The organism is Microlunatus panaciterrae (assembly GCF_016907535.1).
GTDB lineage: Bacteria > Actinomycetota > Actinomycetes > Propionibacteriales > Propionibacteriaceae > Microlunatus > Microlunatus panaciterrae.
The window spans coordinates 2381791-2408406 of the sequence record NZ_JAFBCF010000001.1 but is presented as its reverse complement, the minus strand read 5'-3'; the positions used below and the strand labels follow the sequence as shown (position 1 = coordinate 2408406).

The following is a 26616-nucleotide window of genomic DNA, read 5'->3' as shown; positions in this document are numbered from 1 at the left end:
CGGATCAGCACCGAGACTGACCGTGATTGTCCCAGTGAAAAGCGCAGACACACCGCGCTACCAGCTGGTTGACACTGGAGCCGCCTTGGGGAATCGAACCCCAGACCTACGCATTACGAGTGCGTTGCTCTGCCATCTGAGCTAAGGCGGCCTGCCCGCTGGCCGGACACTGAGCCCAGGCTACGAACGATCGCCAACTATAGCGATTCTCACACAGAGCCGTGAAATTGAGCGATGCGTCAGCCTGCGGCCCAGGCACCCCAGGGTGACACGACCTCGAAGGCATCCTCGGCGCGCAAGGCGAGCGCACAGTGGTCGGGCATCCGTAGCGATCGCCAAGCCGCGACATCGGGCGGGGTTCCGGTGAGGGCACCGACGAGCAGGGTGAAGGCGATACCGTGACCCACCAGCACACTGTCCTCGTCGGGGAAGGCGGCTAACACCCCCAGTGCCGTGTCGACGATCCGCAGAGCGACGTCCACTCGCGGCTCCCACCCTGCCCCGTCGGGAACGGTGCCCTTGACGAGGTAGTCCTCGACGGCACGGTCAAGCTCCGTCGGATCTTCGAACCAGGAGTCCCTGGCCGCCTCTCGCAGGCTGTTGACCACCTCGACCGTGCCGTCGACCAGAAGGCGGGCGGTCTGCTGCGCCTTGGGCTCCGGAGAGGAGAACCAGCGTGCCGGCGTGGGCAGGACTCGGCTGTCACGCAACGCAGCGATGCCCTCGGACTCTGCTGCGAGTGACCAGTCGCTCGGACGTACGGCGGGGTCGATCGCCGGGCGGGCATGGCGGATCAGGTGCAGGGTGGTCACGGGCCGAGACTGCCACAGGGCTGGGCTTGGGTGAGAGCGCGGCCCTTCGACGGGCTCAGGGAGCCGGGCTCAGGGTGCGGCCCTTCGACAGGCTCAGGGCGCGGACCTCAGGGCGCGCGGCCCTTCGGCAGGCTCTGGGCGCAAGGGAACACACCGCAAGGGGACACACGAAATGGCGCGTCAGAGCGGGGTGGTCGAGTTCCACGCTCAGGGGCGGCGGGGAGTCAGCGATGACGCGCCGATGCATCTGTGGCGGGCGTTCAGCAGGTGGTGCCGTTCCTGGGTACCGTCCCCTTGACCAGATAGGCGACGGCGATCTGCTGGATGCAGGTGCTCTGGCCGTAGGCAAGGTGGCCTTCCCCCTTCAACGTCACCAGCACCCCGGACTCGAGCTGTTTGGCCATCATCTGGGCGAACTCGTAGGGCGTGGCGGGATCGCCGGTGGTGCCGATGACAACGATTGGTGCTGCCCCGGCCGCAACGATCTTCGGATGGTCGGGCACCGCGGCGACCGGCCACATCGGGCAGGTCATGTCGGGGCCGAAGAACCGTCCGATGGAGGGCGCCCGCTTGGCGTCCTTGGCGGCGTCGGCCCGGGCGCCGGTGACGCCCTTGTCCTTGGTGTCGAGGCAACGCACGGCCGGGAACGAGTAGTTGGACTGGCCGTAGTTCCCCCGCCGATCGCGCTGGTTGTAGAGGTCGGCGAAGTACAGCAGGTAGGAGCCGTCGCGCTTGAAGACGGCATCCTCGAGGCCCTCCCGCAGGTATTTCCAGGAGTCCTCGTTCTCATACAGCACCAGGGCCACACCGGTCACCGCAAGAGACTGGGTCAGCTCCCGGCTGCCCACCGGCAGCGCGTTCCGGTCCAGGTCGTCCCAGAGCGCGATGATCGACTTCAACACCGCCGCCGTCGTCGCGCCCAGCCGGCAGCCCTGGCTGGCGCACCAGCTGGCGAAGTTGTTGAGGGCCCGGTCGAAACCCTCGGTCTGGCTGACGGTCTCATCGTCGGTGATGTTGACCGCACCGTCGAGCACCATCCGGCCGACGTTCTTGGGGAACGTCTGCGCGTACAGCGCTCCGATGTACGTCCCGTACGACGAGCCGAAATAGTTCAGCTTCCGATCACCGACCAGGCCGCGCAGCAGGTCGAGGTCGCGCACGGTCTCCGGCGTTGACACGTGCTCGAGCAGGGCGCCGGACCGCCGCAGGCAGGAGGCGCCGAACTCCCGGTTGACGTCGATCCAGGCCTTGTCCTCGCTGGCGTTGTCTGGCGAGTTATCGACCTCGGTGTAGTTCTCCAGGTCCTTGCCGGTCAGGCACTCGACCGGCGTCGACTGCCCGACCCCACGCGGGTCCCACCCGACGATGTCGTAGTCCTCCAGGCCCTTGTGCTTGAAGTAGCCGGTGTACTCGACGCCCGAGCCACCCGGCCCGCCCGGGTTGATGAACAGGCTGCCGAGCCGGTGGCCCGAAGTGCTCGCCCGACGCGACAGGGCCAGCGTGATCGCCGGCCCGTCGAGGTGCGCATAGTCCAAGGGCACCAGAGCCGTGGTGCATTCCAGTGTCTTCTGACAGCCGGACCAGTGCAGCTGCTGGCCGCGGTAGCGGGCCATTCCCTGCCCCGCGGGCGGGTCCACCATGCCCTTCGGTGTGACGTCAGGTACGGGTTGGAGCGGTCGACCGCTGGCGGTGGCGTCCGGCTTGCTCTTCTGCCACGGTATCTCCACGCTCCACACCGAACATCCGCCGGCGACGAGCAACAGCGCCAGCAGACCGCAGAGCAGGGTGAGTCGTCGCACGTAACGAGCCTAGCCGGGCTGAGCGTTTCAGCCTTCGGAACTACCTGACTCGCCACTCTGGGTACGGCGCCGCCGCGGCTTGCTCCCCTCGTAGGCCTTGCGGGAGCCACAGACGTCTGCCTTCGAGCAGCTGCTGGTCGCACCGGTGGCGTTTATCCGCACCACCACCGAGTCGGCGGGCACCTGATGACCCACCACCACTCCGTCTCCCTCGGGGGTGCTGACCGCCGAGCCGATCGACGGCGCGGTCCGGTTGAACTCGACATAGAGCGGGTGCTCGTACTTCAGGCAGCACATCAGCCGCCCACAGGCGCCGGAGATCTTCATGGGGTTGGGCGGCAGGTCCTGCACCTTCGCCATCCGCAGGCTGACCGGCTCGAAGTCCTTCAGGAAGGTTGCACAGCACAGCTCGCGGCCACAGCTGCCGATCCCCCCGAGCAGCTTCGCCGCGTCCCGCGAGCCCACCTGGCGTAGGTCGATCCGCGCGCGCAACGCCCGCGCCAGCTCGCCCACCAGCACCCGGAAGTCCACCCGGTGCGGGGCGTTGAAGTAGATCACGATCAACTCGTCGAAGTCTTTGCCCTGATCCAGATAGTCGACCCCGACCACCTTCATCGGCAGCTCGGCCCGCTTGATCAACTTCTTCGCCACCAGCTTCGCCTCGGCCCGGCGGCGCCGGTTGGTCGCATCGCGATCAAGGTCTGCCGGGGTGGCCGGTCCGCCGCACTTGGGCAGGTCCTGGTAGCCCGTCTCGGCGTCGTCGACCCACTCGGGAGCCCAAACGCACTCGGCCACCTCGAAGCCGGACTCCGTCGGCACCAGCACCCGATCCCCCACCGCGTACGAACGCGAGTCGGGGTCGAGGTAGTAGAGCCTGCCGTACCGCTCAAAAGAGACGGCCATCACCTGCGCCATGGACCAAGGGTAAGCGAGGAGCCACGCGGGCGCGCCAGGTGTCGTGATCGGGAGGGCGACTGTGACAAACTCGGTCCGGTGACGTTACGTGTCAGTGTGATCGGGACGAACTATCTCGGCGCCACCACCGCCGCCGGAATGGCGGAGTTCGGCCACCAGGTCATCGGCGTCGACATCCTGCCGGAGCGGATCGCGAAGCTCAACGCCGGCACCTCGCCCATCTACGAGCACAACCTCGAGCCGCTGCTGGAGCTGCACACCCGCTCGGGACGGCTCCGCTTCACCACCGACTATGCCGAGATCGCCGACTGGGCCGACGTGCACATCCTGTGCCTCGGCACCCCGCAGAGCGCCTCCGGCGCCGCCGACCTGAGCCAGCTCCATGCCGCCATCGACACCCTGGCGCCACAGCTGACCCGGCCGGCGCTGATCCTCGGCAAGTCGACCGTCCCGGTCGGCACCGCCGCCGAGTTGCAGGAGCGCGCCCGCCGACTCGCTCCCGCCGGGGACGGTGTCGAGATCGCCTGGAATCCGGAGTTCCTGCGCGAGGCCTTCGCCGTAGAGGACACCCTGCGGCCGGACCGCATCGTGCTCGGCGTGCAGTCCAGCTCGGCCAGGACCCTGCTCGAGCAGGTGTACGCCATCCCGCTGAGCGAACAGACCCCGCTGGTCACCTGCGACCTGGCAACTGCCGAGTTGATCAAGGTCGCCGCGAACGCGTTCCTTGCGACCAAGATCAGCTTCATCAATGCGATGGCTCAGATGTGCCAGGCCGCCGGCGGCGATGTCACCCTGCTGGCCGATGCCATCGGCTACGACTCCCGGATCGGCCGGGAGTTCCTCAATGCCGGCCTGGGCTTCGGTGGCGGCTGCTTCCCGAAGGACATTCGCGCCCTCGCGGTACGCGCCGACGAGCTCGGCGTCGACGTGCTCAGTGACTTCATCAGCAGCGTCGAGGCGATCAACGAGGGCCAGCGCGCCGCGGTGGCCGAGCTCACCGTCGCCCAGGTCGGCGGTGACATCAGCGGCAAACGGGTCGCCGTACTCGGTGCCAGCTTCAAGCCGGGCACGGACGACACCCGCAACTCGCCCGCCCTGACCGTCGCCGCCCAGCTTGCCGACCAGGGTGCTGAGGTGTACGTCTTCGACCCGCAGGCGGTGGTGGTACGTCCGGGGCTGACCCAGGCGGCATCGGTCGAGGAGGCGGTCACCGGGGCCGACATCGTGCTGCACCTGACCGAGTGGCCGGAGTTCCGCTACCTCGACCCAGCCCGGCTGGCGGAGCTGGTCCGCACCCGGATCATCATCGATGGGCGACTCAAGCTGCATCAGCCGACCTGGCAGCAGGCCGGCTGGAAGATCGTCCAGATCGGGCGCGCGGCGACTCTCTGAGACCGGAATGTGACCAGGCTGCGAACAGCGCAGAGGCCCGACGGATGGTGTTTCCGTCGGGCCTCTGTGCGTTGGTCAGCTGCTCGCCCCTCGACAGGCTCGGGGCACGTCCGACAGGCTCGGGGCACGTCCCGGGAGGTCGGGGCACGCCCCGAGAAGTCCGGGCAGAACGTGGGTCAGCGGACCCGCAGCACCTGACCGATGTAGATGGCGTTCGGGTTCTTCACGGTCCGCTTGTTCAGCTTCCACAGACCCTTCCAACCGCCACGGACGTGGTGACGCTTGGCGATCTTGGCGATGGTATCGCCGCGCTTGACCCGCACCGTCTTGCCGTGGACCTTGTGACTCTTCTTCTTGGCCTTCGTGGCCTTCTTCTTCGTCACGGTGGTCTTGTGCGCACTCGCCGAGGCGTTGGTGCTCGCACCACCGTTGGCTCGGGTCAGCCCTGCCTTGCGGCCGCAGACCGGCCAGGCGCCGGGTCCCTGGGCAGCCAGTGTCCGCCGTGCCACGGCGATCTGCTCGGCCTTCGATGCCCTGTTGGCGGTGGAGGCATACTGCGTGCCGCCGAAGGCCTTCCAGGTGCTCCGGGAGAACTGCAGCCCGCCGTAGAACCCGTTCCCGGTGTTGATCGACCAGTTGCCGCTGCTCTCGCAGTCCGCCACCCGGTCCCACACGCTGCCACCCGCACTTGCCGGCGCCGCGGTGGCGGCGCCCATGCCGACCGACAGCGCGACGGCGGCGGCAACGCCCACCAGCCGCTTCATGATCTTGGAGTTGTTCAAGTTCCTCGCCCTTCCTGACGAACGCCTCCGGGGTTAGCTGTCGGATTCGGGCTGTCAGGTGCCCTGGGCCTTGACGCGAGGTCATCGCGCTCCGGCCGTTCACCCCAAGGTCAGGTCCTCACGGACATGACCAGAGTGGTTTCCCCACCTTCACTGCGCTCGGGGCTCTCCCGACGAGGTGTCCGACCAGTGAAGTTCGGCGTATCGGACACGCGATCTCGCCGGCATATCCGATGCGCAGCGAGTCCTGCAGGCCCCGTGAACGACACGCGTGTAATTGATAACGAATTGGACACGAAACCGGACACACCGTAAGCCGTGCGGACCACCCTGTGCAAGTCCGACGACGCGCCCGGGAACCGTTTACCGGGCCGTGGGTTCAGGACTAGCCCTCGACCAGCCCGATCAGCATGGCCTCGACCGCGAGCAGCGGGCTCACATTGGTCTCCAAAGCCACCCGGCAGGCCAACAGGGAGTCGATCCGTCGCAGCGTCGACTCGGGGGTCGACTTCCGTGCCAGCACAGTGATCTGAGCCTCCAGCTCGGGGTTGACCAGGGCAGCGCCGGACCGGGTCTGGATGCTGAGCACGTCGCGGTAGTAGGCGGTGAGCTCGGTGAGCGCGCGGTCGATCGCGTCGCGCTGGTATCGCTTGGCTCTGGCCTTCTGCTGGTCGTCCAATTCCTTGAGTGCTGCTTGAGCCTGCCGGGGCCGGGCGCCCTTGGTGCCGAACCCGAGGGCCTCCTCGAGCTCCTTGCGCTCCCGGGCGTCGATGTCGGTGGTCGCGCGGGTCGCCTCCTCGGCGCAGGCCTCGACCAGGTTGGCCGCGGCCGTCAGGCAGGCTCCGAGCCCGCGCAGCTGGGTGGGGATCTGCAGGATCTCGTGCCGCCGGTTCCGGGCCGCCTCGTCTCGGGCCAGCACCCGGGCTCGGCCGACATGGCCCTGCGAGGCTCGGGCGGCGTACGCAGCCAGGGCCGGGTCGACGCCGTCCCTGGTCTGCAGCAGCTGGGCCACCGCAGGAATGGTCGGGGTCTGCAGCGTCAGCAGCCGGGACCTGGACCGGATGGTCGCCACCACGTCCTCAACGGTCGGCGCGCAGAGGATCCAGACGGTCCGGGCAGCCGGTTCCTCGATGCTCTTCAGCAATGCGTCAGCGCCCCGCTCGGTGACCCGGTCGGCGTCCTCGACCACCAGGACCTGGGCCCGGCCCATGGTCGGGCTCATCGCCGCCCGCCGCACCAGGTCGCGCACCTCGTCGACCCCGATGGACAGCATCTCGGTCCGCACCAGCGTCACATCGGGATGGGCGCCGCTGAGCGAGGTCCGGCAGTCGTTGCAGGTGCCACAACCGCCGTCGCGGCACTGCAGCGCCGCCGCGAACGCGCGGGCGGCGTTGGAGCGACCCGACCCGGGTGGCCCCGTGATGAGCCACGCGTGCGACATCGCATGCCGCGCCCCACTGACGGCCCGGCGCAGCGTCGCCACCGACTGGTTCTGCCCGATCAGCTCCGCCCAGACCCCGGTCAGCTGTTCGGCGGCCGGAGCACTCATGAGACCAGTCTGCCGGGGGGTGCCGACACCAGCTGGTGCACCCGGTCCTGGACGGCGGCCGCGATCTGCTCCACCGAGTCCCGGGCATGCAGCACCAGGTAGTGCTCCGGATCGCGGGCGGCCAGCTGCAGAAAGTACTCGCGGGTGCGCTGATGGAACACGTCCCCGGCCGCCTCCAGCCGGTCCTTGTCGACCTTGGAGTGCACGGCCTCGCTGGGGTCCACATCCAACAGCACTGTCAGGTGCGGCCGCAGGTCGCCGGTGGCCCAGCGGGCCACCCGCTCCACCTCGGCGATGTCGAGCACCCGGCCGGCGCCCTGGTAGGCCAGCATCGAGTCGACGTAGCGGTCACAGACCACGACCGCTCCGCGGCGCAGCGCCGGCTCAACCAGCTCATAGAGGTGGTGGGCCTTGTCCGCGGCGTAGAGCAACGCCTCGGCCCTGGGGGCGAGGTCCCCGGTGGCAGGGTCGAGGACGATCTGCCTGATCTTCGTGCCGACCAGGGAGTCGCCGGGTTCGAAGGTGCGTACGCACTCGACTCCCGCCTCGGTCAGCCAGCGGCAGAGCAGGTCCGCCTGGGTTGACTTGCCCACGCCGTCACCGCCCTCGAACACGATGAACAGGCCCTGGTCCGGGCGCACCGGCTCGGACCCGCTCACTGGTCCAGCTTCTTGGCCGCCCGGGACCATTCCTGCAGGAAGGCCGCTCGGGCATGCTCCGCCCGCACCAGCTCCTGCTCGTACCGTCGACCGGCTTCGAAGGCCTGCGTCGGGGGCGTGCCTTCGGCCAGCACGCCGACTCCCTGCGCGGCTCGGGCGTGCCGGTTCGCCTGACTGAGCAGCTCGACCGCGTCCTTGATCCGATCGGTCAGCTTCCGGCTCGGCCGATCCCCGATCTGGGCGGCGATCTCGCAGACGCGGAAGAGGTCCGCGGCGGCGACCTCCACCGCGTCCCAGTCCTGCTGGGAGGACTCCGGACGGACCCGGTCGGCGAGCTTGCGGAGCCGCTTCAGCCGGCTCTCGACCAGCGTACGCACCACCTCACCCGTCGGCAGCGTGCTCGAGTCGCCCAACCGGGGCGCGCGGCTGGCATTGACCAACCGGTCCAGCATGGTCAGGTAGCGCTCGCCGCGCAGCCGGTCGGCCAGGCTACCCGGAGGCTGGCCGTCGAAACGGTCGGTCACCCGCAGGTGCTCCGTCTCGGCTTGGCCGGCGATCCACTCGAGCTCCTCGTCGAGGTCCTCGGTCCAACCCGGGTCCATCACGGCCGACAGTCCCGCCAACTGACGGTCCAACAGCGAGGCGCGGCTACCGAGCTCGGCGGCCGCGTCCCGCCGCCCGACCCGGACCGCGAGATCGGCCTCCAGGATCTCCCTCAGCCGGGCGGCCAAGAGGGCCGAGACGAAGTGGGCGAACGGGGTGTCAGCGTCGGACGGCTTGGGCACCGGGAAGTCCGTGAGCCCGGTGGCCGGCGCACCCAGCCGGATGGGCAGCGGCGGGAAGGCCTCCACCTCGGTTGAGCCGCAGGAGAGCAACGCCTGAGTCAGCCAGGCCTGCTGTTCGGCGGTCAGGCCCGGGCCGATCGGGGTCAGGGTCACCTCGCGGTAGCGGGCGGTGGTCAGACCGCCTCGGCGTACGGTCACCCGGTCGTCGCGGAGCAGGGCCAGCGTGTGGCCGCGGTCGTCACGGAGCGCGAACTCCCGTCGCTCGCAGCTGAGCGCCGCCACCGGGCCGAGCGTGGCCCGACGTCTGAACGGCGCGATCAGATCGGCGAACTCCTGCGGGATGTCGGTATGCCCCATCGGCTCGATCCGCTCCTCCGGGAGCAGCGGTGCCCACTCAGGCGCCCCGAGATACCACTCGCCGCGCCCGTCCACCACCCGGTGCGCGAGCAACACCCCGGAGCGGATCAGCCGGTGGTCGGGCGCGTCCAGCAGGGTCACGTCGATCAGATAGCCGGCGTTGTGACCGGCGCGGGCGACCAGGTTGTGCAGCCCCAGCTCAGGGTTGATCAGCCGCGGTGCCGTAGCGCTGTAGGGCATGTCGAACAGACGCGAGACCGCCTCACTGGCGCGGCTCGGCTTGACCTTGGTGCTCTTGGTCTTGGTCACATCTCGTCCTCGAGGCATCAGCTGGGTTTGGCGACAGCCTTCTTCGCCGGGGCCTTCTTCGCCGGGGCCTTCTTCGCTGCCGTCTTCTTCGCCGGGGCCTTCTTGGCGGCCGACGTGGCGGGCGCCTTCTTGGCGGGCGTCTTCCTGGCGGTCGTCTTCTTCGCCGCGCGTTTCTTCGGCGCCGGACCCTTGGCCCGTTTCTCGGCCAGCAGCTCGGCCGCCCGTTCGGCGGTCATGGCCTCGATCTCGTCGCCACGCCGCAGGGTGGCGTTGAACTCGCCGTCGGTGACATAGGGGCCGAACCGGCCGTCCTTGATCACCATCGCACCACCCGACACCGGGTCCGGACCCAGCTCCTTCAACGGCGGCTTGGCTGCGGCCCGCCCACGCTGCTTCGGCTGGGCGTAGATCGCCTCCGCCTCGGGCAGGGTGATGGTGAAGATCTGCTCCTCGTCGGTCAGCGACCGTGAGTCGGTGCCCTTCTTCAGGTACGGGCCGTAACGGCCGTTCTGGGCGGTGATCTCGACACCCTCGGCGTCGGTGCCGACCACCCGGGGCAGGCTCATCAGCCGCAGCGCCTGCTCGAGGGTGACCGACTCGACGCTCATCGACTTGAACAGCGACCCGGTCCGCGACTTGGCGCTCTTCGGCGCGTCCTCCTCCAGCACCTCGGTCACGTACGGGCCGAACCGGCCGTTGCGTGCCACCACGGTGCGACCGGTCTCCGGATCCGTGCCCAGCTCCCGCTCAGCTCCCATCGGGTTGGACAGCAGCTCCCGGGCCAGCTCGACGGTCAGCTCGTCCGGCGGCAGGTCCTCGGGGACGTTGGCCCGGTGTTCCTCGGCGTCCTCGACGTAGGTGCCGTAGCGGCCGACCCGGACGACGATGGGTCCGGCCGCGCCGTTGCCCGACTCGAGGTCGCCGATCGGGAAGGTCGACAGCCTGCGGGCGTCGATGTCTCCGAGCTCGGAGACCAGCTTGTGCAGCCCCTCCTGGTCGGCCTGGCCGAAGTAGAAGCCGGTCAGCACCGCCAGCCGCTGCGCGTTGCCGGCCGCGATCTGGTCCAGCACGTCCTCCATCTGCGCGGTGAAGGTGTAGTCGACCAGCCGCGGGAAGTGCTCCTCCAGCAGTCGGGTGACCGCGAAGGCCAACCAGGTCGGGACCAGCGCCGAGCCTTTCTTGAAGACGTAGTCGCGGCTGGTGATGGTGCGGATGATCGAGGCGTACGTCGACGGCCGGCCGATGTCCAGCTCCTCGAGCTTCGCCACCAGCGACGGCTCGGTGTAGCGGGCCGGTGGACGGGTCTCGTGCCCGGATGCGGTGACCTCCTCCGGGCGCAGGGACTGGCCCTCGGTCAGCCGCGGCAACCTGGTCTGGGCGTCGTCGGACTGCCCGCCCTCCACCTGCTCGTCGACCGACTCGACGTAGGCCTTCAGGAACCCGTGGAAGGTGATCGTGCGTCCCGACGCTGCGAAGGTGCAGGGATCGCCCTGAGCCGGGAGCGCGTTGATGCGGACACTGATGCTCTGCCCTTCGGCGTCCTTCATCTGGGAGGCGATGGTCCGCATCCAGATCAGCTCGTAGAGCCGGAACTGGTCGCCGTGCAGACCGGTCTGGGCCGGCGTCTGGAAGACCTCTCCGGCTGGGCGGATCGCCTCGTGAGCCTCCTGGGCGTTCTTGACCTTGGAGGTGTAGACCCGCGGCTGGTCGGGCAGGTAGTCGGCTCCGAACAGCTGCCGCACCTGGTTGCGGGCAGCGGTGATCGCCGCACCCGACAGGATGACCGAGTCGGTACGCATATAGGTGATGAAGCCACCCTCGTACAGGTCCTGAGCGACCGACATCGCCCGCTGTGCGGTGAAGCCGAGCTTGCGGCCCGCCTCCTGCTGCATGGTGGTGGTGCGGAACGGGGCGTACGGCCGGCGGGTGTACGGCTTCGACTCGACCGACTCGACCGTGAAGGCGGCGTCGCCGAGACGGGCGGCCAGCTCACGGGCGGCAGTCTCGTCCAGATGGACCAGCGCACCGGCCTCGGACGCCTTGGCGGTCAGGTTGCCGCGCTGGTCGAAGTCGCGCCCCTGCGCGATCCGGTTGCCGTTGACGTGGGTCAGCCGGGCCGGGAACTGCGGCGGCTCGGCCCCGCTGCCGGCGTCGAGGACGGCGTCCAGGTCCCAATACGAGGCGCTGCGGAAGGCGATCCGCTCCCGCTCCCGGTCCACCACCAGTCGGGTGGCGACCGACTGCACCCGCCCTGCGGACAGCCGTGGCATCACCTTCTTCCAGAGCACCGGCGAGACCTCGTAGCCGTACAGCCGGTCTAGGATCCGCCGGGTCTCCTGCGCGTCGACCTTGTCCTCGTCCAGGTCGCGGGTGTTGGCCAGCGCCTCGTCGATCGCTGACTTGGTGATCTCGTGGAAGACCATCCGCCGGGTCGGCACCTTCGGCTTCAGCTCCTGCAGCAGGTGCCAGGCGATGGCCTCACCCTCACGGTCGTCGTCGGTGGCGAGCAGCAGCTCGTCCGCACCGGCGAGAGCGTCCTTCAGGGAGCGGACGGTGGCGCGCTTGTCCGGGTTCACCACATAGAGCGGCTCGAAGTCGTTGTCGATGTCGACGCCGGTGCGGGCCCACTTCTCGCCCTTGTACTTGGCCGGGACCTCGGCCGCTCCGGTCGGCAGGTCACGGACGTGGCCCCGGCTGGACTCGACGACGAAGCCGTCGCCGAGGTAGCCCGCAATCGTCTTCACCTTGGTCGGTGACTCGACGATCACGAGCCGGTGCCCGTTTGTTTTCCCTGCCACGCTGGCCTCTCTCGTTCATCCCCGCGACATGCTCGACCCATAGCCGAGACACGTGATCTGTTGCCTATTGCGGCGCTCACTCTACGTTGTCGCGCCGCGGTCGCCGCCAACCCATCAGATGCTAGCCACGACGTCAAGACCGGTTCGTCTTGATGTGCTGGGCGGCATCGCGGACCTCGCCGACCAGCTCCTCCAGAACATCCTCGAGGGCAACGACCCCGATCAGAGTCCCGTCGTCATTGACGACCCGGGCCAGGTGCGAGCCGCGCCGCTGCATGATCCGGAGCGCATCTCGAAGACTACTCGTCCGTCGCAGACTCGCCATCGGACGGATCCACTTAGCGCTGATCGGGCGGCTGCTGCGCTCCGGATCGGTCTCCAGCACATCCTTGATGTGCAGATAGCCGATCACGTCGGTCGCATCCGCCGGATGCTCGGCTGACCGGGCCCGGGTCACCGGGAACCGGGAGAAGCCGGTCTCCGCGCAGAGGGCCTCCACCTCGGCCAGGGTGCTGTCCGACCGGACGGCGCGCAGGGCGGCTGTCGGCAGCAGCACCCGCTCAACGGTGCCCTCGGTGAACGTCAGCGCCCCGGCCACCAGCTGATAGGAGTCGTCCTCGATCAAGCCCCCGCGCCGCGACTCGTCGATCAGCCCGGACACCTCCTCCCGGGTGAACGTGGTCGCCACCTCGCGGCGAGGTTCGATCCGCATCAGCCGCAGACACCCGTTCGCCGACACGTTGAGCAGCCAGATGAACGGCCGCAGGATCCACACGATCGCCACCAGTGGCGGCCCGAGCAGCAGCGCAGCCCGCTCCGGGCCGGCCAGCACCAGGTTCTTGGGCACCATCTCACCCAGGACGACGTGCAGGGTCACCACCAGCGCCAAGGCCAGCCCGAACGAGACCGGGTAGACGGCCACCGCGGGCAGGCCGAGCAGCGTGAACAGCGGCTCCAGCAGATGGGCGACCGCGGGTTCGCCGACGGCGCCGAGACCCAGCGTGCAGGCGGTGATGCCGAGCTGGGCCCCGGCCAGCATGTCCGACACGTGCTCCAGCGCACCCAGGGTGGTGCGGGCGGCGCGGGATCCCTGCATCGCCCGCGGCTCGATCCTGGTCCGGCGCGCCGAGATGAGCGCGAACTCGGCCGCGACGAAGCCGAAGTTGAGCGCGAGCAGCAGCGCGGCCAGGCCGAGGGCGGCGGGCGTGCTCATCCGTCCTCCTGGTTCAGGTCGTCGTGGCTGCTGAGCAGGATGCGGTCGATCCGGCGCCCGTCGAGCCGCTCGACCGTGAGTGTGACGGTGAACTCGCCGACCTCGTCGGGCCCGTTGCCGTCGAGGTCGATCAGCCGCGGGAGGGTGACCTGGACCGAGTCGCCGACGTCGGGAAGTGAGCCGATGCGTTCGAGCACCAGGCCGGCAAGGGTGTCGTAGTGCTCCCCCTCCGGCAGCGCGATGCCGGTGATCTGGGCCACCTCATCGGGCCGGAGCAGCCCGGAGAGGTGCCAGCTGCCGCTGTCCTCCTGCCGGGCCCGCACACCGACCCGGTCGTGCTCGTCGGCGATCTCGCCGACGATCTCCTCCAGCAGATCCTCCAGGGTGACGACGCCGGCGGTGCCCCCGTACTCGTCGATCACCACAGCCATCTGCAGCCCCTCCTGGCGGAGCATCGCCAGCAGCGGGTCGAGCTCGAGGGTGTCGGGGACCAGCACCGGGGGTTGCATCACCTGGCGGACGAGGGTCTGCGCGCGCCGCCCGGGCTCGACCGCGACAGCGTGCTTGATGTGCACCATCCCGGTCACCGAGTCGGCGTCGGCGTCGACCACCGGGAAGCGCGAATGCCCGGTCCGCCGGGCCGCCTCGATGATGGCTGCCACCGTGTCGTTCTGGTCCAGCGACTGCAGCCTGACCCGGGGGGTCATGATGTCGTCGGCGGACTTGTCGCCGAAGGCGATGCTCCGCTCCACCAGGGTCGCGGTGGCATCGTCCAGCACCCCGTGCCGCGCCGACCTTCGGACCAGCGAGGTGATCTCCTCCGGTGTCCGGACCGAACGCAGCTCCTCCTGCGGCTCGACGCCGAGCGCCCGGACGATCGCGTTGGCGGAGCCGTTGAGCAGCCGGATCGGCCAGCGCATGACGGTGGTGAAGGCGCGCTGGAAGGTGCTGGTGGCGAGGCTGACGGCGAGCGGCTTGGCGATGGCCAGGTTCTTCGGCACCAGCTCGCCGAACAGCATGGTCACGACATTGGCCACCACCAGGGCGACGGTGAGGGCGATCGGCGCGACCGTGGCCGGCGGCAGCCCGACTGCTCGCAGCGGGCCGACCAGCAACTGGGCCAGCGCCGGCTCCGCCAGGAATCCGATCGCGAGGTTGGTGATGGTGATCCCCAGCTGCGCACCCGACAGCTGGGTGGACAGCGACCTGAGGGCACGCAGCGTCCCGACCGCTCGACGGTCGCCGCCGGCAGCGGCACGCTCCACCGTGGCCCGGTCGACGGTGACGAACCCGAACTCCGCTGCGACGAACAGCCCGCAGGCCAGCACCAGCAGCAGCGCCACGCCGAGCAGGATCCACTCGGTCATGGACTGAGCAGCCCGTCCACGACCAGCTCGCGGATCCTCGGCAGCAGTGACCGCCTCAGATCGGCCTGGTCGGCATCGAGCAGATCGGCCACGACGGCGATGATCCGGTCCAGCCGCAGGTCACCGTCGCAGGCGCCCAACACGCCCGCCAGCGCGGTATCGGCCTCGACGGCCCGGCGGAAGCCCCGTTGTTGGCGGAGCACGATGTGCTGCGGGTCCGGTTCGCCCGGGCGGCCGATCGACTCCTGGACGACGTCGTCCGCCAGCACCCAGGCGGTTTGCAGAACGGCCGCGTCGTCCAGGCCGGCCTCCAGGTCGACCGCCGCCTCACGCCTGCCGAAGGCGGGACCGATCGGCTGCTCGACCGGATAGGGCCAGTCCTCGATCCGCACCCGAGGTGACTCCCGGTCCGTCCGATGCAGCGAGATCCAGCCCATCCCGACCGCCTCGACGCCGAGCGCGCCGAAGTAGTCCAACCACTCGACGTAGCGCCGCGGATAGTCCGGCGCCCCGGTCAACCCTGCGTCGGCGAGCCACAGCTCGATGTACTCGTAGGGGTCCAGGGTCTCGCGCTGCACGACGTGGGCGTCGCAGCCGGTGCCGGCCACCCACCCGGCGAGCCGCTCGGTCCAGTCCTGACCGCGCCGGTGGGCCCAGTTGCCGAGCACCTGACAGCTGCCGCCAGGCGCCAGGTGCCGGGCACCGTCGCGGACCACCTGCTCGACCAGGGCATCACCACGGTGGCTGCCCTCGCGATAGACGAGCCGGCTCGAGTCGGTGCTGGGCGGCGACATCACGTACGGCGGGTTGCTCACGATCAGGTCGAACAGCTCGCCCTCGACCGGCTCGAACAGGCTGCCGAGCCGCAGGTCGAGGTCGACGTTGTTGATCTTCGCCGTCAGCCGGGCGTGCTCGACCGCTCTGGGGTTGAGGTCGGTCGCCACCACGGTGTCGGCGTGCCGGGCCAGGTGCAGGCTCTGCACACCACAGCCCGCGCCCAGGTCGAGGGCGCGCGCCACCGGGCGGCGGATCGACATCTGCGCCAGGGTGGTCGACGCCGACGAGACGCCGAGCACGAAGTCGGGCCGGATCGGGGACCGGTCACCGTCCAGGCCCGGCGACAGGTCGGAGACGATCCAGCCGCCGGCGCCGTCGTCGCTGGCGTACGGCCTAATGTCGATCACCGCGCGGATCTGGTCACCGACGGCGCTGAGCAGCCCGGCGTCGAGCAGCGGGCGGACCAGTCCTGGCAGTGCCTGGTCAAGGTCGGCCCGGCTGACCGGCTGCTGCAGCAGCCACATCATGGTCAGCGTGGCCAGCACTCCATGATCATCGGCAAGCACGGTCCGGGCGGGAAGGGTGCTGTTGCGACCCAGGGCCCGATGGGCCGGCTCGCCGATCAGCTCGACGACGGCGTCGACGGTGTAGTCCGCCTCGACGAACGCCTGCCGCAGCCCGGCGCAGACCTGGTCACTCAGCATGCACCCATGCTTGCATGCAGTCAGCTGAAGTCGATCTGACCGGTCCGCTCGCGCTTGAGCTCGGAGAAATAGGGGAAGCCGGCCAACGTGACGGTGGCGTCCCAGAGGGTTCCGGCCTCCTCGCCACGCGGGATCTTGGAGATGACCGGGCCGAAGAATGCCATCCCGTTGACGTGCAGCGTCGGAGTTCCGACCCCCTTGCCCACCTTGTCCATGCCGGCGTGGTGGCTGCGGCGCAGCTCCTCGTCGTATTCGGTGGAGGTCGCCGCCTCGGCCAGCTCGAGCGGCAGACCGAGCTCGTCCAGCGACTCGACGATGACCACGTCCAGGTCCTTGTTGCCCTGGTTGTGGATCCGGGTGCCCATCGCGGTGTACAGCGGGGAGAGGATCTCATCGCCCTTGAACTGGGCTGCGGCGATCGCCACCCGAACCGGGCCCCAGGCCCGTTCGAGACCCTTGCGGTAGTCCTCGGAGATGTCCTGGCCCTCGTTCAGCACGGCCAGGCTCATGACATGGAAGTTGACCTCGATGTCGCGCACCCTCTCCACCTCCAGCACCCAGCGGGAGGTGATCCAGCAGAACGGGCAGAGCGGGTCGAACCAGAAGTCGGCGCGGTTGCGGGCGGTCTCGGGGGCGATCGTCATGGCTCTCCTGTCGGTGGGTGCGGGACATCCAGCCCCGGGCACTCGTCATCCGTATGTTCCATAGTCATAGCAATAATGAGCACGGCTTTGTTCCCGACCCCACCCGGGAACGGCCACCCCTGGTGCCTCCAAGAATGTTGTGTTGTCCCACATATCGATGGGAGGCTCGTTCACGTTCACGGCAGGTGCAAGGATGGGACCCGTGACTGCTGACAAGAACGCACTGGTCGTCCGTGGTGGGTGGGAAGGGCATCAGCCCAGAGAGGCCACCGACCTCTTCATCCCGTTCCTCGAGAAGAACGGCTTCGTGGTGCGGGTGGAGGAGTCCCCCGACATCTACGCCGACGCCGGTGTGATGGCCGACACCGATCTGGTGGTGCAGTGCTTCACCATGGGCAGCATCGAACGCGAGCCGCTGCAAGGCCTGATCGCCGCCGTCGAGGCGGGCACCGGCATGGCCGGCTGGCATGGCGGCATCGCCGACTCGTTCCGCAACTCGTCGGACTACCTGCATCTGATCGGTGGGCAGTTCGCCTGCCACCCCGGCAAGGCACCCCACCTGCGGGTAGGCGGCGCGGAGGACAACTTCGTCCCCTACCGGGTGAACTTCCTGCCGGCCGCCGCCGAGCATCCCATCACCCAGGGCCTGTCCGACTTCGACCTCGTCACCGAGCAGTACTGGGTGCTGGCCGACGACTACTGCGATGTGCTGGCCACCACCACCCAGGCGGTCCGCGAGGGTGACCCCTGGCATCGGCCGGTGACCTCCCCGGCGGTCTGGACCCGCAGCTGGGGCCAGGGCAAGATCTTCGTCTGCACCCCGGGGCACCAGCTCGACGTGCTGGAGGACCCGAACGTCCGAACGCTGGTCGAGCGCGGCCTGCTGTGGGCGAGCCGATGAGCGCCGCGCGGGTCGGCATCGTCGGTTGCGGGAAGATCTCCCAGCAATACCTGACCACCCTGGCCAAGACCTCGAACCTCGAGCTGGTGGCGGTGGCCGATCTCGACCTTGCCCGGGCCCAGGCGGTGGCTGCCGACTACCCGCAGGTCCGTGCCCTCAGCGTCGTCGACCTGATGGCCGATGACGAGGTGGACGTGGTGCTCAACCTGACCGTCCCGGCCGCGCACGCCGAGGTGGCGCTGCTGGCGATCGACGCCGGCAAGGACGTCTACCTGGAGAAGCCGCTGGCCAGCACCACCCAGGAGGGGCGCACCATCCTCGCGGCCGCGCAGGCCGCCGGCGTCCGGGTGGGCTGCGCGCCCGACACCGTGCTCGGCACCGGAACCCAGACCGCCAGGAACGCGATCGACTCGAACCTGATCGGCCGGCCGATCGCCGCGACGGCGACGATGGTGACCCCAGGCCACGAGCGCTGGCATCCGGACCCCGACTTCTACTACCTGCCCGGCGGCGGCCCGCTGCTCGACATGGGCCCCTACTACGTCACCTCACTGGTCACTCTGCTCGGTCCGGTCTCGTCGGTGATCGGCGCGGCCAGCCGCACCCGGGACGAGCGCCTGATCGGTTCCGGGCCCCGGGCCGGGGAAAGCATCAAGGTCACCATCGACACCCATGTCACCGGCGTCCTGGTGCACGAGTCCGGCGCGCTGTCCACGCTGGTGATGAGTTTCGATGCGGTCGCGACGAAAGCCTCCAACATCGAGGTCCACGGTGACCAGGGATCCCTGGTCGTGCCCGACCCGAACCAGTTCGCCGGCGAGGTGCAGCTGCACCGGCTCGGCGGGAGCGGCTGGGAGACGCTGCCGGTGAGCGCCGGCTACCCCGAGGCCGGCCGCGGTATCGGCCTGTCCGACATGATGGCCACCCCCGCCGGAGTGGAGCACCGGGCCGGCGGCAAGCTCGCCTACCACGTACTCGATGTGATGGAGTCCCTGCTGGACGCCGCCCACATCGGCACCTCGGTCAGCGTGGCCAGCAGCTGCGAGCGTCCGGCGGCTGTCGAGCTGCCCTGAGGCGGCTCTGCTGCACCTGCCAGAGGGCGGGCGGGCCCTCTCAGGAGGGCGCCACCTGCACGGGCCAGAACACCGTCGTGCGGGTCTGTTCCGGAGCTGTCTCCGGGCCGCTCCAGTACTCCTCCCACATCGGCCCCGCGGTATCGACGAGTAGGCCCCGCTGTCTGGCAGACTCCTGGAGGGCCTCATACGCCTTGCCGAGGTCCTGGTAGGGCCCGATGTGCGTCGTGGTCGCCACCGGTCCCGCTGGCAGCTGCAGCGGGACAACGGTGCGGTCACCTTCGATCGGGGCGTCGACCAGGAAGCCGGAGGTGACGTCGAAGTGATCCCCCACCATCGTGTAGTAGCTCACGGCCGGCCCGCTCGGGTTGATGCCCTTGCTGGACAGGTAGGCCATCACCGTCCCGAAGGCCTGCCCCACCAGCCGGCCCATCTCCTCTGGCCGGGCCGAGTATCTGGTCACCGCCAAATGGCGTCCCGGCTCGTCCACGATCTGCACCTCGTAGCTCATCACTGCCTCCCCATGGCTCCGCTGTCACAGTAGGCGCGCGCTGCCCGCCGCTACCAGGGCCGAATGGCACGATCCGGCTCAGGAGGCGCCCGGTCAGCGTCTCGAGGAGGGGCTGACGTCTGGGATGGAGGGACCGCAGGTCGCGGTGAGCACCTTGGCACGGTGCTCCTCGACCAGCTTCGCGAACCCGTCGTCATCCTGGGGTCCGACCGGCTCGCCCTCGTGCAGCAGCACGGTCGCGCCGACCAGCAGCGGTGCGTAGTCGTACGCCGGCTCCGCCCGGGCCGCTTCGGTGGTGGTGTAGACCACCTCGCCAGGATGGATGTCATGGCTGACGCGCATCGAATGGCACAGCGCGACCGCCTGCCCGCCGGTGTCCCGGACGATGCCTTGCGGTCTTCCGCTGATGCCGGAGGTGTAGAGGATGTCGAGCGGGTCTTCGGCGGCCACCGCCACGCAGGCTGCCGGCTCGAAGGCTCCCGGCCGCATCAGCTGGCGGAAGTCGAGATCGCGCGGGCCGCTGAGCTCGGCCCGCGCCTGGTGTCGTTGCACGATGATGCAGTGGTCGGGTCCGTGGTTCGCGTTCGCCAGGGCGGCGTCCAGCATCGGCTTGTACTCCACTACCTGCTCCCCAGCCAGGCCACAGGAGGCCGCCACGACCACCGTGGGCCTGGCGTCATCGACCCTGTCGGTGAGCTCGCTCGGCGCAGCCCCGGCGTCGACGACCGAGTGAACGGCTCCGATCCGGGCACAGGCCAGCATCGCCATCACCGCCTCGGCAATCCTCGGGAGCTGGATGATGACCCGGTCTCCGCGGCGTACGCCCAGCCCGCTCAGTGCCCCGCCGAGCCGCGCCACCCGGTCCAACAGCTCGGCGAAGCTGAAGGAGCTGCGCTCCCCGGGAATGGCCGAGTGGAAGATCAGCGCCGGCTCGTCGGCTCGGCCGCGGATGATGTGCCGGTCCAGCGCGTTGTAGCAGACGTTCAGTGAGCCGCCCTCGTACCTACGGTCGTGCGGAGAGCGGCTGTCCAGGTTCCGCCGCGGTCGGGTGAACCAGTCCACCGCGTCTGCCTGCTCGACCCAGGACTCCTCGGGGGCGGACAGCCTGCGCTCACCGGATCCGTCGCTCATGGGGCCCAGCGTACGATCACAGGCGTGACCCCGACACTCGGCAGTGCGATCTTCGAATCGGACCTGCTGGACCGGCCCCGGGCCAGCGTTGCCCGGGCCGTACGCAACAGGATCGCCGGGAAGGACTTCGAGGAGGTGCACGCCCGGATCTGGTACGCGCCCGGCGAGCGTTGGTTCGTCGAGGCTGACCCGATCTGGCAGGTGCATGCCGATACCTCGATGTTCATTGGCGGGATCCGTGCCCTGCTGCTGCAGTCGCTGCACCCCGTCGCGATGTGGGGGGTGCACGAGCACTCCGGCTACCGGGGCGATCCGTGGGGCAGGCTGCAACGGATCAGCCACTTCCTGGCCTTCACCACCTATGGTCCGGTCGACGCCGCCGAACAGCGGATCGACCGGCTCAACCGCATCCACGCCTCGATCAGCGGTGTCGCCCCTGACGGCAGGCCGTACCGCGCCGACGACCCCCAGCTGCTGGCCTGGGTGCATGCCGCGGAGGTGGACAGCTTCCTGAGCGCCCATCAGGCCTTCGGTCGGCGTCCCCTGACCGCTGAGGGCTGCGATACCTATGTGGCCCAGAGCGCGCTGGTCGCCGGCAAGCTGGGAGTGCTCGAACCACCCCGGACGGTGGCGGAGCTCGACGCCGTTCTCACGTCGTATCGGTCGCAGCTGCGCTGGACCGCGCAGGCGCAGGAGGCGGCCGACCTGCTCATCTCCGATCCACCACTGCCGAGACTGGCCCGACCCGCGTACGCGCCGCTGGTAGGGGCCGCAGTGGCCCTGCTGCCGTCCTGGGCGCGGACCGAGCTCCGGCTGCCATCCACACCGATCGCCGATCGGCTGCTGTCCCGACCGCTGGCTGCGGCCGTGACCGGTCTGATCCGCTGGGCATTGAGTGGCACCGGCCCCCAGGGCGGCGCCGTCTGAGCTTGCCGCCAGCAGCGTCAGCTGTCGAGCCGAGCAGTGGCGAGCGCTCGGGCCTCCCCGGTCGGCGGCGACGTCACCGTCGGCTGGTAGAGCCGCTGGATGCCGGCCCGCTTGGCCTGCCAGAGGATCAGCGCCAGCGCCACGCCGTTGACGAGGGCCGAGATGCCCAGCGCAAGAGGCGTGCTGGTGGTGTTCTCGCCGACGAACGCGTCCTCCCAGCCGCCGAACAGGATCACGGTGAAGAAGACGGACATGTTGTTCACGGCATGGATGGCGATGCCCGCCTCCAATCCGCCGGTGCGCCAGGTGGCGATCGCAGCGACGACGGCGAACAGCCCGAGGTCGGCGAGCACCCAGAAGTTCGGACTGCCGTGGGCCGCCGCGAAGGCGCCGACCGACAGCACCATCGGGACGACGAGCGCAACAATCGGGTGGCGGAACCAGGAGCCGATGCTCTGCAGCACGAAGCCGCGGAACGCGTACTCCTCACCCGCCGCCTGCAGCGGGGTCATCAGTACGACCATCACCAGCAGCAGCACCCAGTGGGCCGGGCGCGCGCCACTCTGCGGCTCGACCAGCAGCGAGATCGTCATATAGACCAGCCAGACGGGCACCGTGATCAGCACGCAGCGGAGCAGCCACCGCCAGCGCAGCCCGCCGGCCACGGACGACAGGAAGCGTGGCCGGATGCGGTGAGCGATCCAGATCGCCAGCATCGCCGCCGGGATCAGCACGATGAGCGAGAGGTTGGTCGCCAGGAAGCCGGTGGCGGACATGTTCTTCTGCACCGCGAGCGTGTCCAGTGCCCAACGCAGTGGATGCGGTTCGCCCAGCGCCACCCCGATCAGCAGCACGACTGGGAACACCAGCTGGATCAGCAGGAAGGCGATCACCGCGAACAGCAGCAGCGACAGCAGCGGTCGCCACCACCGGTGTCGCGGTCCTCGCAGCATCTGCTGGTATTCGCGCGGTCCGTCGGGCAGCGCGCTGGGCTTGGCCGTCGGCATCGGCAAGCCGGGGGCCGGCATCGCCGGATATCCCGGCGGTGGCCCGTACGGCTGCAGCTGCCCGTAGCCGGGATCACCGTACGGCTGCCGCGGGGCAGGCCCGGGGATGGGCGCCCAGGTGGCGTCGGTCGGACGGTCCGGCGGCTCGGTCTGCGGCCACTGCGGGCCGTGGTCATCGGTAGTCATCGCGCCTCCAGTGTTTCATCGCTGCCCAACCTCGCCACCCTCCCCGGCACATCTGTGGAGATCCCCGCTGGGCCCGCCCCTGTCGTCCTCGGTGGTGTCGGTGTCGGGGGTGTCGGCCTCGGTGTCGGGGGTGTCGGCCTCGGTGGTGTCGGTTTCCCAAGTCGACTTGGGAAACAGTCACGAAGCCAGGGAAATCTGCCACGCTGAGTGACAGTTTTGTACGTCATGTGGCCGGCCCGGGCCTCCAGTCAGCGGAGCCACGAAGCGGCGGCCCGGGTGTCGACGGGGCAGCAGACGACTGAAGGCCCCGCCCGGAGGGGCAGGGCCTTCACGTCAGGGTCGTGCTTGGGTCAGCCGGCGGAGTGCGTCTCCGTCTCGCGTTCGGTGTTCGCGGTGTGCGACGTACGGCGGCCGGCTCCGCTCCCCGGAAGGGAGCCCAGGCTCGGATCGTTGTCGTTGTCGCTGTCGCCGATCGCGACGTCCCGCCGGGTGCTGATCACGACAGCGACCACCACGATGGCGAAGGCGACCAGCGCGATCACGTAGCGCAGTGCGGAGGGTGAGTCGCTCATGGTGGACATGCCCACCACAGCTGGGGCGATCAGTACGGCAACCAGGTTCATCACCTTGATCAGCGGGTTGATGGCCGGCCCGGCGGTGTCCTTGAACGGGTCGCCGACAGTGTCACCGATGACGGTGGCCTCGTGAGCCGGGGAGCCCTTGCCGCCGTGGTGGCCGTCCTCGACCAGCTTCTTGGCGTTGTCCCAGGCCCCACCGGAGTTGGCGAGGAAGACCGCCATCAACGTCCCGGCCGCGATCGCGCCGGCCAGATAGCCGGCCAGCGCCGGTGCACCGAGGCCGAAACCGACGGCGATCGGCGCCATGATGGCCATCAGGCCCGGCGTCGCCAGTTCGCGCAGCGAGTCACGGGTGCAGATGTCCACGACCTTGCCGTACTCCGGCTTGCCCGTCCCCTCCATGATCCCGGGGATCTCCTTGAACTGCCGGCGGACCTCGAACACGACCGCGCCCGCGGCCCGGCCGACCGCACTGATCAGCAGACCGGAGAAGAGGAAGACGACAGCGGCACCCACCAGCAGGCCGACCAGGGTCTGCGGTGCGAACACCACCGACTGGGCGGTGAACTTGGAGTAGTTGTCGGCCAGCACACCCTTGATCGAGTCGGTGTAGGAGCCGAACAGCGCGGTGGCCGCGAGCACCGCGGTGGCGATGGCGATGCCCTTGGTGATGGCCTTGGTGGTGTTGCCGACCGCATCCAGCTCGGTCAGGATCTGGGCCCCCTCACCGTCGACGTCGCCGGACATCTCGGCGATGCCCTGGGCGTTGTCCGACACCGGACCGAAGGTGTCCATCGCCACGATCACACCGACCGTGGTCAGCAGGCCACAGCCGGCCAGCGCAATCGCGAACAGCCCGACGACGCCCGAACCACCGATCAGGAACGCCCCGTAGACGGCGGCGGCGATGACCAGCGCGGTGTAGACGGCCGACTCCAGGCCGACCGAGATGCCGGAAAGCACCACCGTCGCGGCGCCGGTCAGCGACGTCCGACCGACGTCCTTGACCGGGCGGTCCTCGGTGCCGGTGTAGTAGCCGGTCAGCGACAGGATGATGGCGGCCAGCACGATGCCGATCAGCACGGCGACCAGGGCCACGACCCGTGGGTCGTCGACCGGTCCGGTGAAGGCGAGCCCTTCGACGCCGAGATCGGCGAAGTTGCTGGGCAGGTAGGCGAACGCGGCGATCGCACACAGCACTGCCGAGATGCCGGCCGACAGGTAGAACGACCGGTTGATCGTCTTCAGACCGTTCTCGCCGGTACGCGGGCGGGTCAGGAACACGCCGATGATGGCGGTGATGACACCGATCGCGGGCACGATCAGGGGGAACACCAGTCCGTAGGAGCCGAACGCGGCCTTGCCGAGGATCAGTGACGCGACCAGGGTCACGGCGTAGGACTCGAACAGGTCGGCGGCCATACCGGCGCAGTCGCCCACGTTGTCACCGACGTTGTCGGCGATGGTCGCCGCGTTACGCGGGTCGTCCTCGGGGATGTTCTGCTCGACCTTGCCGACCAGGTCGGCACCGACGTCGGCAGCCTTGGTGAAGATACCCCCGCCGACACGCATGAACATGGCGAGCATCGCCGCGCCGAAACCGAAGCCCTCGAGAATCGTCGGGGCGTCGCTCTTGAAGATGAACACCACGATCGACGCACCGAGCAGGCCCAGTCCGACCGTTGCCATTCCGACATGGGCCCCGGTCCGGAAGGCGATCTTCATGGCCGAGTCACGGCCGTCGGCACGGGCAGCAGCGGCCACCCGAACGTTGGCCCGTACGGCCAGCCACATGCCGAGGTAGCCGATCAGGGCAGAGAAGATGGCGCCGGCCAGGAAGGCGATCGAGCGACCGATCTTCAGAGTCCAGATGCCGAAGGCGGAGTCACTGTGCACGGGAAGCAGCAGCAGCAGGAAGAAGGCCGCCGCCGCGAACCCGGCCAGGGTGCGGAACTGCCGGCCGAGGTAAGCCGACGCGCCCTCCTGCACCGCCAGGGCGATCCGCTGCATATTGTCGGTGCCCTCACCGGCCGCCAGCACCTGACGGCGGAAGACGACAGCCATCACCACGGCGACAAGCGCAATGACCCCCACGATGGCTACAAAGGTGAGGTTGGCCCCGGCCAAGACCACTTCCATCGGAAGTCGGAACATAGAGAAACTCCTGAAAGCTGAGAAATAGCACGCCCCATCCATGGCGTGAACCATGCCGGAGTCTAACCAGATATACAGGTGGTCCGCTCGATCGGGTCCATTCCAGAGAAACATGGCCGTCAATTGACACTTTAGAGTCGTGACACCCTGGGAGGGTGCCTCTTTCTCTTTTCGACCCGATGACCTTGCGTGATGTGACCATCCCGAACAGGATCTGGCTGGCGCCGATGTGCCAGTACTCGTGCCTGGAGCGCGATGGGATGCCCGGCGACTGGCATCTGGTGCATCTGGGTGCGCGAGCGACCGGAGGTTTCGGCCTGGTGCTGACCGAGGCCGCGGCGGTGTCCCCCGAGGGCCGCATCAGCGTGCACGATGCCGGTATCTGGAACGACGACCAGGCCGCCGCCTGGGCCCGGATCGCGGCCTTCATTTCGGCCCAGGGCGCAGTGCCCGGCATCCAGTTGGCTCACGCCGGGCGGAAGGCGTCGACCTTCTCCTTCCGCCAGCACGGCCACGGAACGGTGCCGCTGGCTGAAGGCGGATGGCGGACCGTGGCCCCGTCCGCCCTCCCGTTCGACTCCTACGCCACTCCGTCGGCTCTGGACCAGGCCGGGATCGACCAGGTGGTGGCCGACTTCAGCGCCGCAGCCGCGCGCGCCGACCGCGCCGGGTTTGCCGTCGCCGAGCTGCATGCTGCGCACGGCTACCTGCTGCACGAGTTCCTCTCCCCGCTCTCGAACCGGCGCACCGACTCCTACGGTGGGTCGCTGGCCAACCGCGCCCGGCTGCTGATCGACGTGGTGCGTGCCGTACGGGAGACCTGGCCGGCGACGAAGCCCCTGTTCGTCCGGTTCTCCGGTACGGACTGGACGGAGGACGGCTGGACGGTCGACGACACGGCCGAGGTGGCCGGCTGGCTGGCCGATGAGGGGGTGGACCTGGTCGACATTTCCAGTGGCGGCAATGTGGCCTCGGCGCCGATCCCGGTCGGCCCCGGCTACCAGGTGCCGCTGGCCCAGCAGGTCCGCACCATCAGCGGCCTTCCGACGGCGGCCGTCGGCCTGATCACCGAGCCTGGCCAGGCGGCCGACATCGTCGCGTCCGGCCAGGCCGATGCGGTGCTGCTGGCCCGGGCGGCGCTGCGCGAGCCGGCCTGGCCGCAGCGGGCCGCGGCCGAGCTCGGGCTGCCCACGACGGAGTCGCCCTACCCGGCCCAGTACGTCCGCGGTGCCTGGCCCGAGCAGACGGTCCGGCCCTCCTACCTGGACCTCGGGCGCAGCGCCTGA

21 protein-coding genes, 1 tRNA gene and 1 riboswitch are annotated in these 26616 nt (G+C 69.3%); of the genes, 5 read left to right on the top strand and 17 right to left on the bottom strand.

Features of this window, described 5'->3' with window-relative positions; translation table 11 throughout:
• Positions 1-75 precede the first annotated feature (75 nt).
• From JOE57_RS10890 to JOE57_RS10875, 4 genes are all read right to left on the bottom strand, one after another.
• Positions 76-151, bottom strand: a tRNA-Thr gene (locus tag JOE57_RS10890).
• An 88-nt stretch (positions 152-239) separates the two neighbouring features.
• Complete coding sequence (locus tag JOE57_RS10885; RefSeq protein ID WP_204917884.1) at positions 240-812, bottom strand: histidine phosphatase family protein; 573 nt, start codon at positions 810-812, stop codon at positions 240-242.
• A gap of 260 nt (positions 813-1072) precedes the next feature.
• Positions 1073-2611: an alpha/beta fold hydrolase gene (locus tag JOE57_RS10880; protein ID WP_204917882.1), complete on the bottom strand. Its 1539-nt coding sequence runs from the start codon at positions 2609-2611 to the stop codon at positions 1073-1075.
• Between the two features lie 27 nt (positions 2612-2638).
• Positions 2639-3526 carry a PSP1 domain-containing protein gene (locus tag JOE57_RS10875; protein WP_204917880.1) on the bottom strand — a complete coding sequence of 296 codons (888 nt, stop codon included), beginning with the start codon at positions 3524-3526 and terminating at the stop codon, positions 2639-2641.
• A gap of 78 nt (positions 3527-3604) precedes the next feature.
• On the opposite strand from JOE57_RS10875, the gene JOE57_RS10870 reads away from it, so the two are divergent.
• Positions 3605-4918: a nucleotide sugar dehydrogenase gene (locus JOE57_RS10870; protein WP_204917878.1), complete on the top strand. Its 1314-nt coding sequence runs from the start codon at positions 3605-3607 to the stop codon at positions 4916-4918.
• Positions 4919-5094: 176 nt separating this feature from the next.
• On the opposite strand, the gene JOE57_RS18960 is transcribed toward JOE57_RS10870, so the two are convergent.
• The 9 genes from JOE57_RS18960 to JOE57_RS10825 form a co-directional block, all read right to left on the bottom strand.
• Complete coding sequence (locus JOE57_RS18960) at positions 5095-5700, bottom strand: LysM peptidoglycan-binding domain-containing protein (protein WP_275588341.1); 606 nt, start codon at positions 5698-5700, stop codon at positions 5095-5097.
• Between the two features lie 7 nt (positions 5701-5707).
• Positions 5708-5912, bottom strand: a riboswitch (cyclic di-AMP (ydaO/yuaA leader).
• Between the two features lie 173 nt (positions 5913-6085).
• On the bottom strand, positions 6086-7249 hold the full coding sequence (locus JOE57_RS10860) for a DNA polymerase III subunit delta' (protein WP_204917877.1): 1164 nt from the start codon (positions 7247-7249) through the stop codon (positions 6086-6088).
• Entirely contained in the window at positions 7246-7908 is a 663-nt protein-coding gene (tmk, locus tag JOE57_RS10855) for a dTMP kinase (RefSeq protein WP_338041262.1), read from the bottom strand. Before tmk ends, JOE57_RS10860 begins: the two co-directional genes overlap by 4 nt.
• Complete coding sequence (locus tag JOE57_RS10850) at positions 7905-9359, bottom strand: CYTH domain-containing protein (RefSeq protein WP_204917873.1); 1455 nt, start codon at positions 9357-9359, stop codon at positions 7905-7907. The genes tmk and JOE57_RS10850 overlap by 4 nt, the downstream gene beginning before the upstream one ends.
• A 17-nt stretch (positions 9360-9376) precedes the next feature.
• Positions 9377-12157, bottom strand: a complete 2781-nt coding sequence (topA, locus tag JOE57_RS10845) for a type I DNA topoisomerase (protein ID WP_338041261.1) — start codon at positions 12155-12157, stop codon at positions 9377-9379.
• Between the two features lie 133 nt (positions 12158-12290).
• On the bottom strand, positions 12291-13370 hold the full coding sequence (locus JOE57_RS10840; protein WP_204917871.1) for a hemolysin family protein: 1080 nt from the start codon (positions 13368-13370) through the stop codon (positions 12291-12293).
• Positions 13367-14737, bottom strand: a complete 1371-nt coding sequence (locus JOE57_RS10835) for a hemolysin family protein (protein WP_204917869.1) — start codon at positions 14735-14737, stop codon at positions 13367-13369. The genes JOE57_RS10840 and JOE57_RS10835 overlap by 4 nt, the downstream gene beginning before the upstream one ends.
• On the bottom strand, positions 14734-16218 hold the full coding sequence (locus tag JOE57_RS10830) for a DUF7059 domain-containing protein (RefSeq protein ID WP_204917868.1): 1485 nt from the start codon (positions 16216-16218) through the stop codon (positions 14734-14736). The genes JOE57_RS10835 and JOE57_RS10830 overlap by 4 nt, the downstream gene beginning before the upstream one ends.
• Positions 16219-16238: 20 nt before the next feature.
• Positions 16239-16862, bottom strand: a complete 624-nt coding sequence (locus JOE57_RS10825) for a mycothiol-dependent nitroreductase Rv2466c family protein (protein ID WP_204917866.1) — start codon at positions 16860-16862, stop codon at positions 16239-16241.
• Between the two features lie 202 nt (positions 16863-17064).
• Between JOE57_RS10825 and JOE57_RS10820 the strand changes: the two genes are divergently transcribed.
• Together JOE57_RS10820 and JOE57_RS10815 are read left to right on the top strand one after the other, a co-directional pair.
• Entirely contained in the window at positions 17065-17763 is a 699-nt protein-coding gene (locus JOE57_RS10820) for a ThuA domain-containing protein (RefSeq protein ID WP_338041260.1), read from the top strand.
• On the top strand, positions 17760-18836 hold the full coding sequence (locus tag JOE57_RS10815; RefSeq protein ID WP_239578916.1) for a Gfo/Idh/MocA family protein: 1077 nt from the start codon (positions 17760-17762) through the stop codon (positions 18834-18836). The genes JOE57_RS10820 and JOE57_RS10815 overlap by 4 nt, the downstream gene beginning before the upstream one ends.
• A gap of 40 nt (positions 18837-18876) precedes the next feature.
• On the opposite strand, the gene JOE57_RS10810 is transcribed toward JOE57_RS10815, so the two are convergent.
• Positions 18877-19347, bottom strand: coding sequence for a GyrI-like domain-containing protein (locus tag JOE57_RS10810; RefSeq protein ID WP_204917860.1), 471 nt, complete (start codon positions 19345-19347; stop codon positions 18877-18879).
• 93 nt (positions 19348-19440) lie between these two features.
• On the bottom strand, positions 19441-20478 hold the full coding sequence (locus tag JOE57_RS10805) for an AMP-binding protein (RefSeq protein ID WP_204917858.1): 1038 nt from the start codon (positions 20476-20478) through the stop codon (positions 19441-19443).
• Between the two features lie 24 nt (positions 20479-20502).
• Here JOE57_RS10805 and JOE57_RS10800 point away from each other — a divergent pair, with 24 nt between their 5' ends.
• Positions 20503-21405, top strand: coding sequence for an oxygenase MpaB family protein (locus tag JOE57_RS10800; protein ID WP_338041259.1), 903 nt, complete (start codon positions 20503-20505; stop codon positions 21403-21405).
• Between the two features lie 17 nt (positions 21406-21422).
• Here the strand turns inward: JOE57_RS10800 and JOE57_RS10795 are convergent, their stop codons facing one another.
• Entirely contained in the window at positions 21423-22598 is a 1176-nt protein-coding gene (locus JOE57_RS10795; RefSeq protein ID WP_204917856.1) for a CPBP family intramembrane glutamic endopeptidase, read from the bottom strand.
• Positions 22599-22948: 350 nt separating this feature from the next.
• Complete coding sequence (locus JOE57_RS10790; protein WP_204917854.1) at positions 22949-25330, bottom strand: sodium-translocating pyrophosphatase; 2382 nt, start codon at positions 25328-25330, stop codon at positions 22949-22951.
• 155 nt (positions 25331-25485) lie between these two features.
• Here JOE57_RS10790 and JOE57_RS10785 point away from each other — a divergent pair, with 155 nt between their 5' ends.
• Positions 25486-26616, top strand: a complete 1131-nt coding sequence (locus tag JOE57_RS10785; RefSeq protein ID WP_338041258.1) for an NADH:flavin oxidoreductase/NADH oxidase — start codon at positions 25486-25488, stop codon at positions 26614-26616.

Bases quoted from the DNA above. Each gene is read 5' to 3' on its own strand.
- JOE57_RS10875 (WP_204917880.1), bottom strand. From the start codon at position 3,526: ATGGCGCAGGTGATGGCCGTCTCTTTTGAGCGGTACGGCAGGCTCTAC.
- JOE57_RS10860 (WP_204917877.1), bottom strand. From the start codon at position 7,249: ATGAGTGCTCCGGCCGCCGAACAGCTGACCGGGGTCTGGGCGGAGCTG.
- JOE57_RS10840 (WP_204917871.1), bottom strand. From the start codon at position 13,370: ATGAGCACGCCCGCCGCCCTCGGCCTGGCCGCGCTGCTGCTCGCGCTC.
- JOE57_RS10835 (WP_204917869.1), bottom strand. From the start codon at position 14,737: ATGACCGAGTGGATCCTGCTCGGCGTGGCGCTGCTGCTGGTGCTGGCC.
- JOE57_RS10830 (WP_204917868.1), bottom strand. From the start codon at position 16,218: ATGCTGAGTGACCAGGTCTGCGCCGGGCTGCGGCAGGCGTTCGTCGAG.
- JOE57_RS10825 (WP_204917866.1), bottom strand. From the start codon at position 16,862: ATGACGATCGCCCCCGAGACCGCCCGCAACCGCGCCGACTTCTGGTTC.
- JOE57_RS10815 (WP_239578916.1), top strand. From the start codon at position 17,760: ATGAGCGCCGCGCGGGTCGGCATCGTCGGTTGCGGGAAGATCTCCCAG.
- JOE57_RS10810 (WP_204917860.1), bottom strand. From the start codon at position 19,347: ATGAGCTACGAGGTGCAGATCGTGGACGAGCCGGGACGCCATTTGGCG.
- JOE57_RS10805 (WP_204917858.1), bottom strand. From the start codon at position 20,478: ATGAGCGACGGATCCGGTGAGCGCAGGCTGTCCGCCCCCGAGGAGTCC.
- JOE57_RS10795 (WP_204917856.1), bottom strand. From the start codon at position 22,598: ATGACTACCGATGACCACGGCCCGCAGTGGCCGCAGACCGAGCCGCCG.
- JOE57_RS10790 (WP_204917854.1), bottom strand. From the start codon at position 25,330: ATGTTCCGACTTCCGATGGAAGTGGTCTTGGCCGGGGCCAACCTCACC.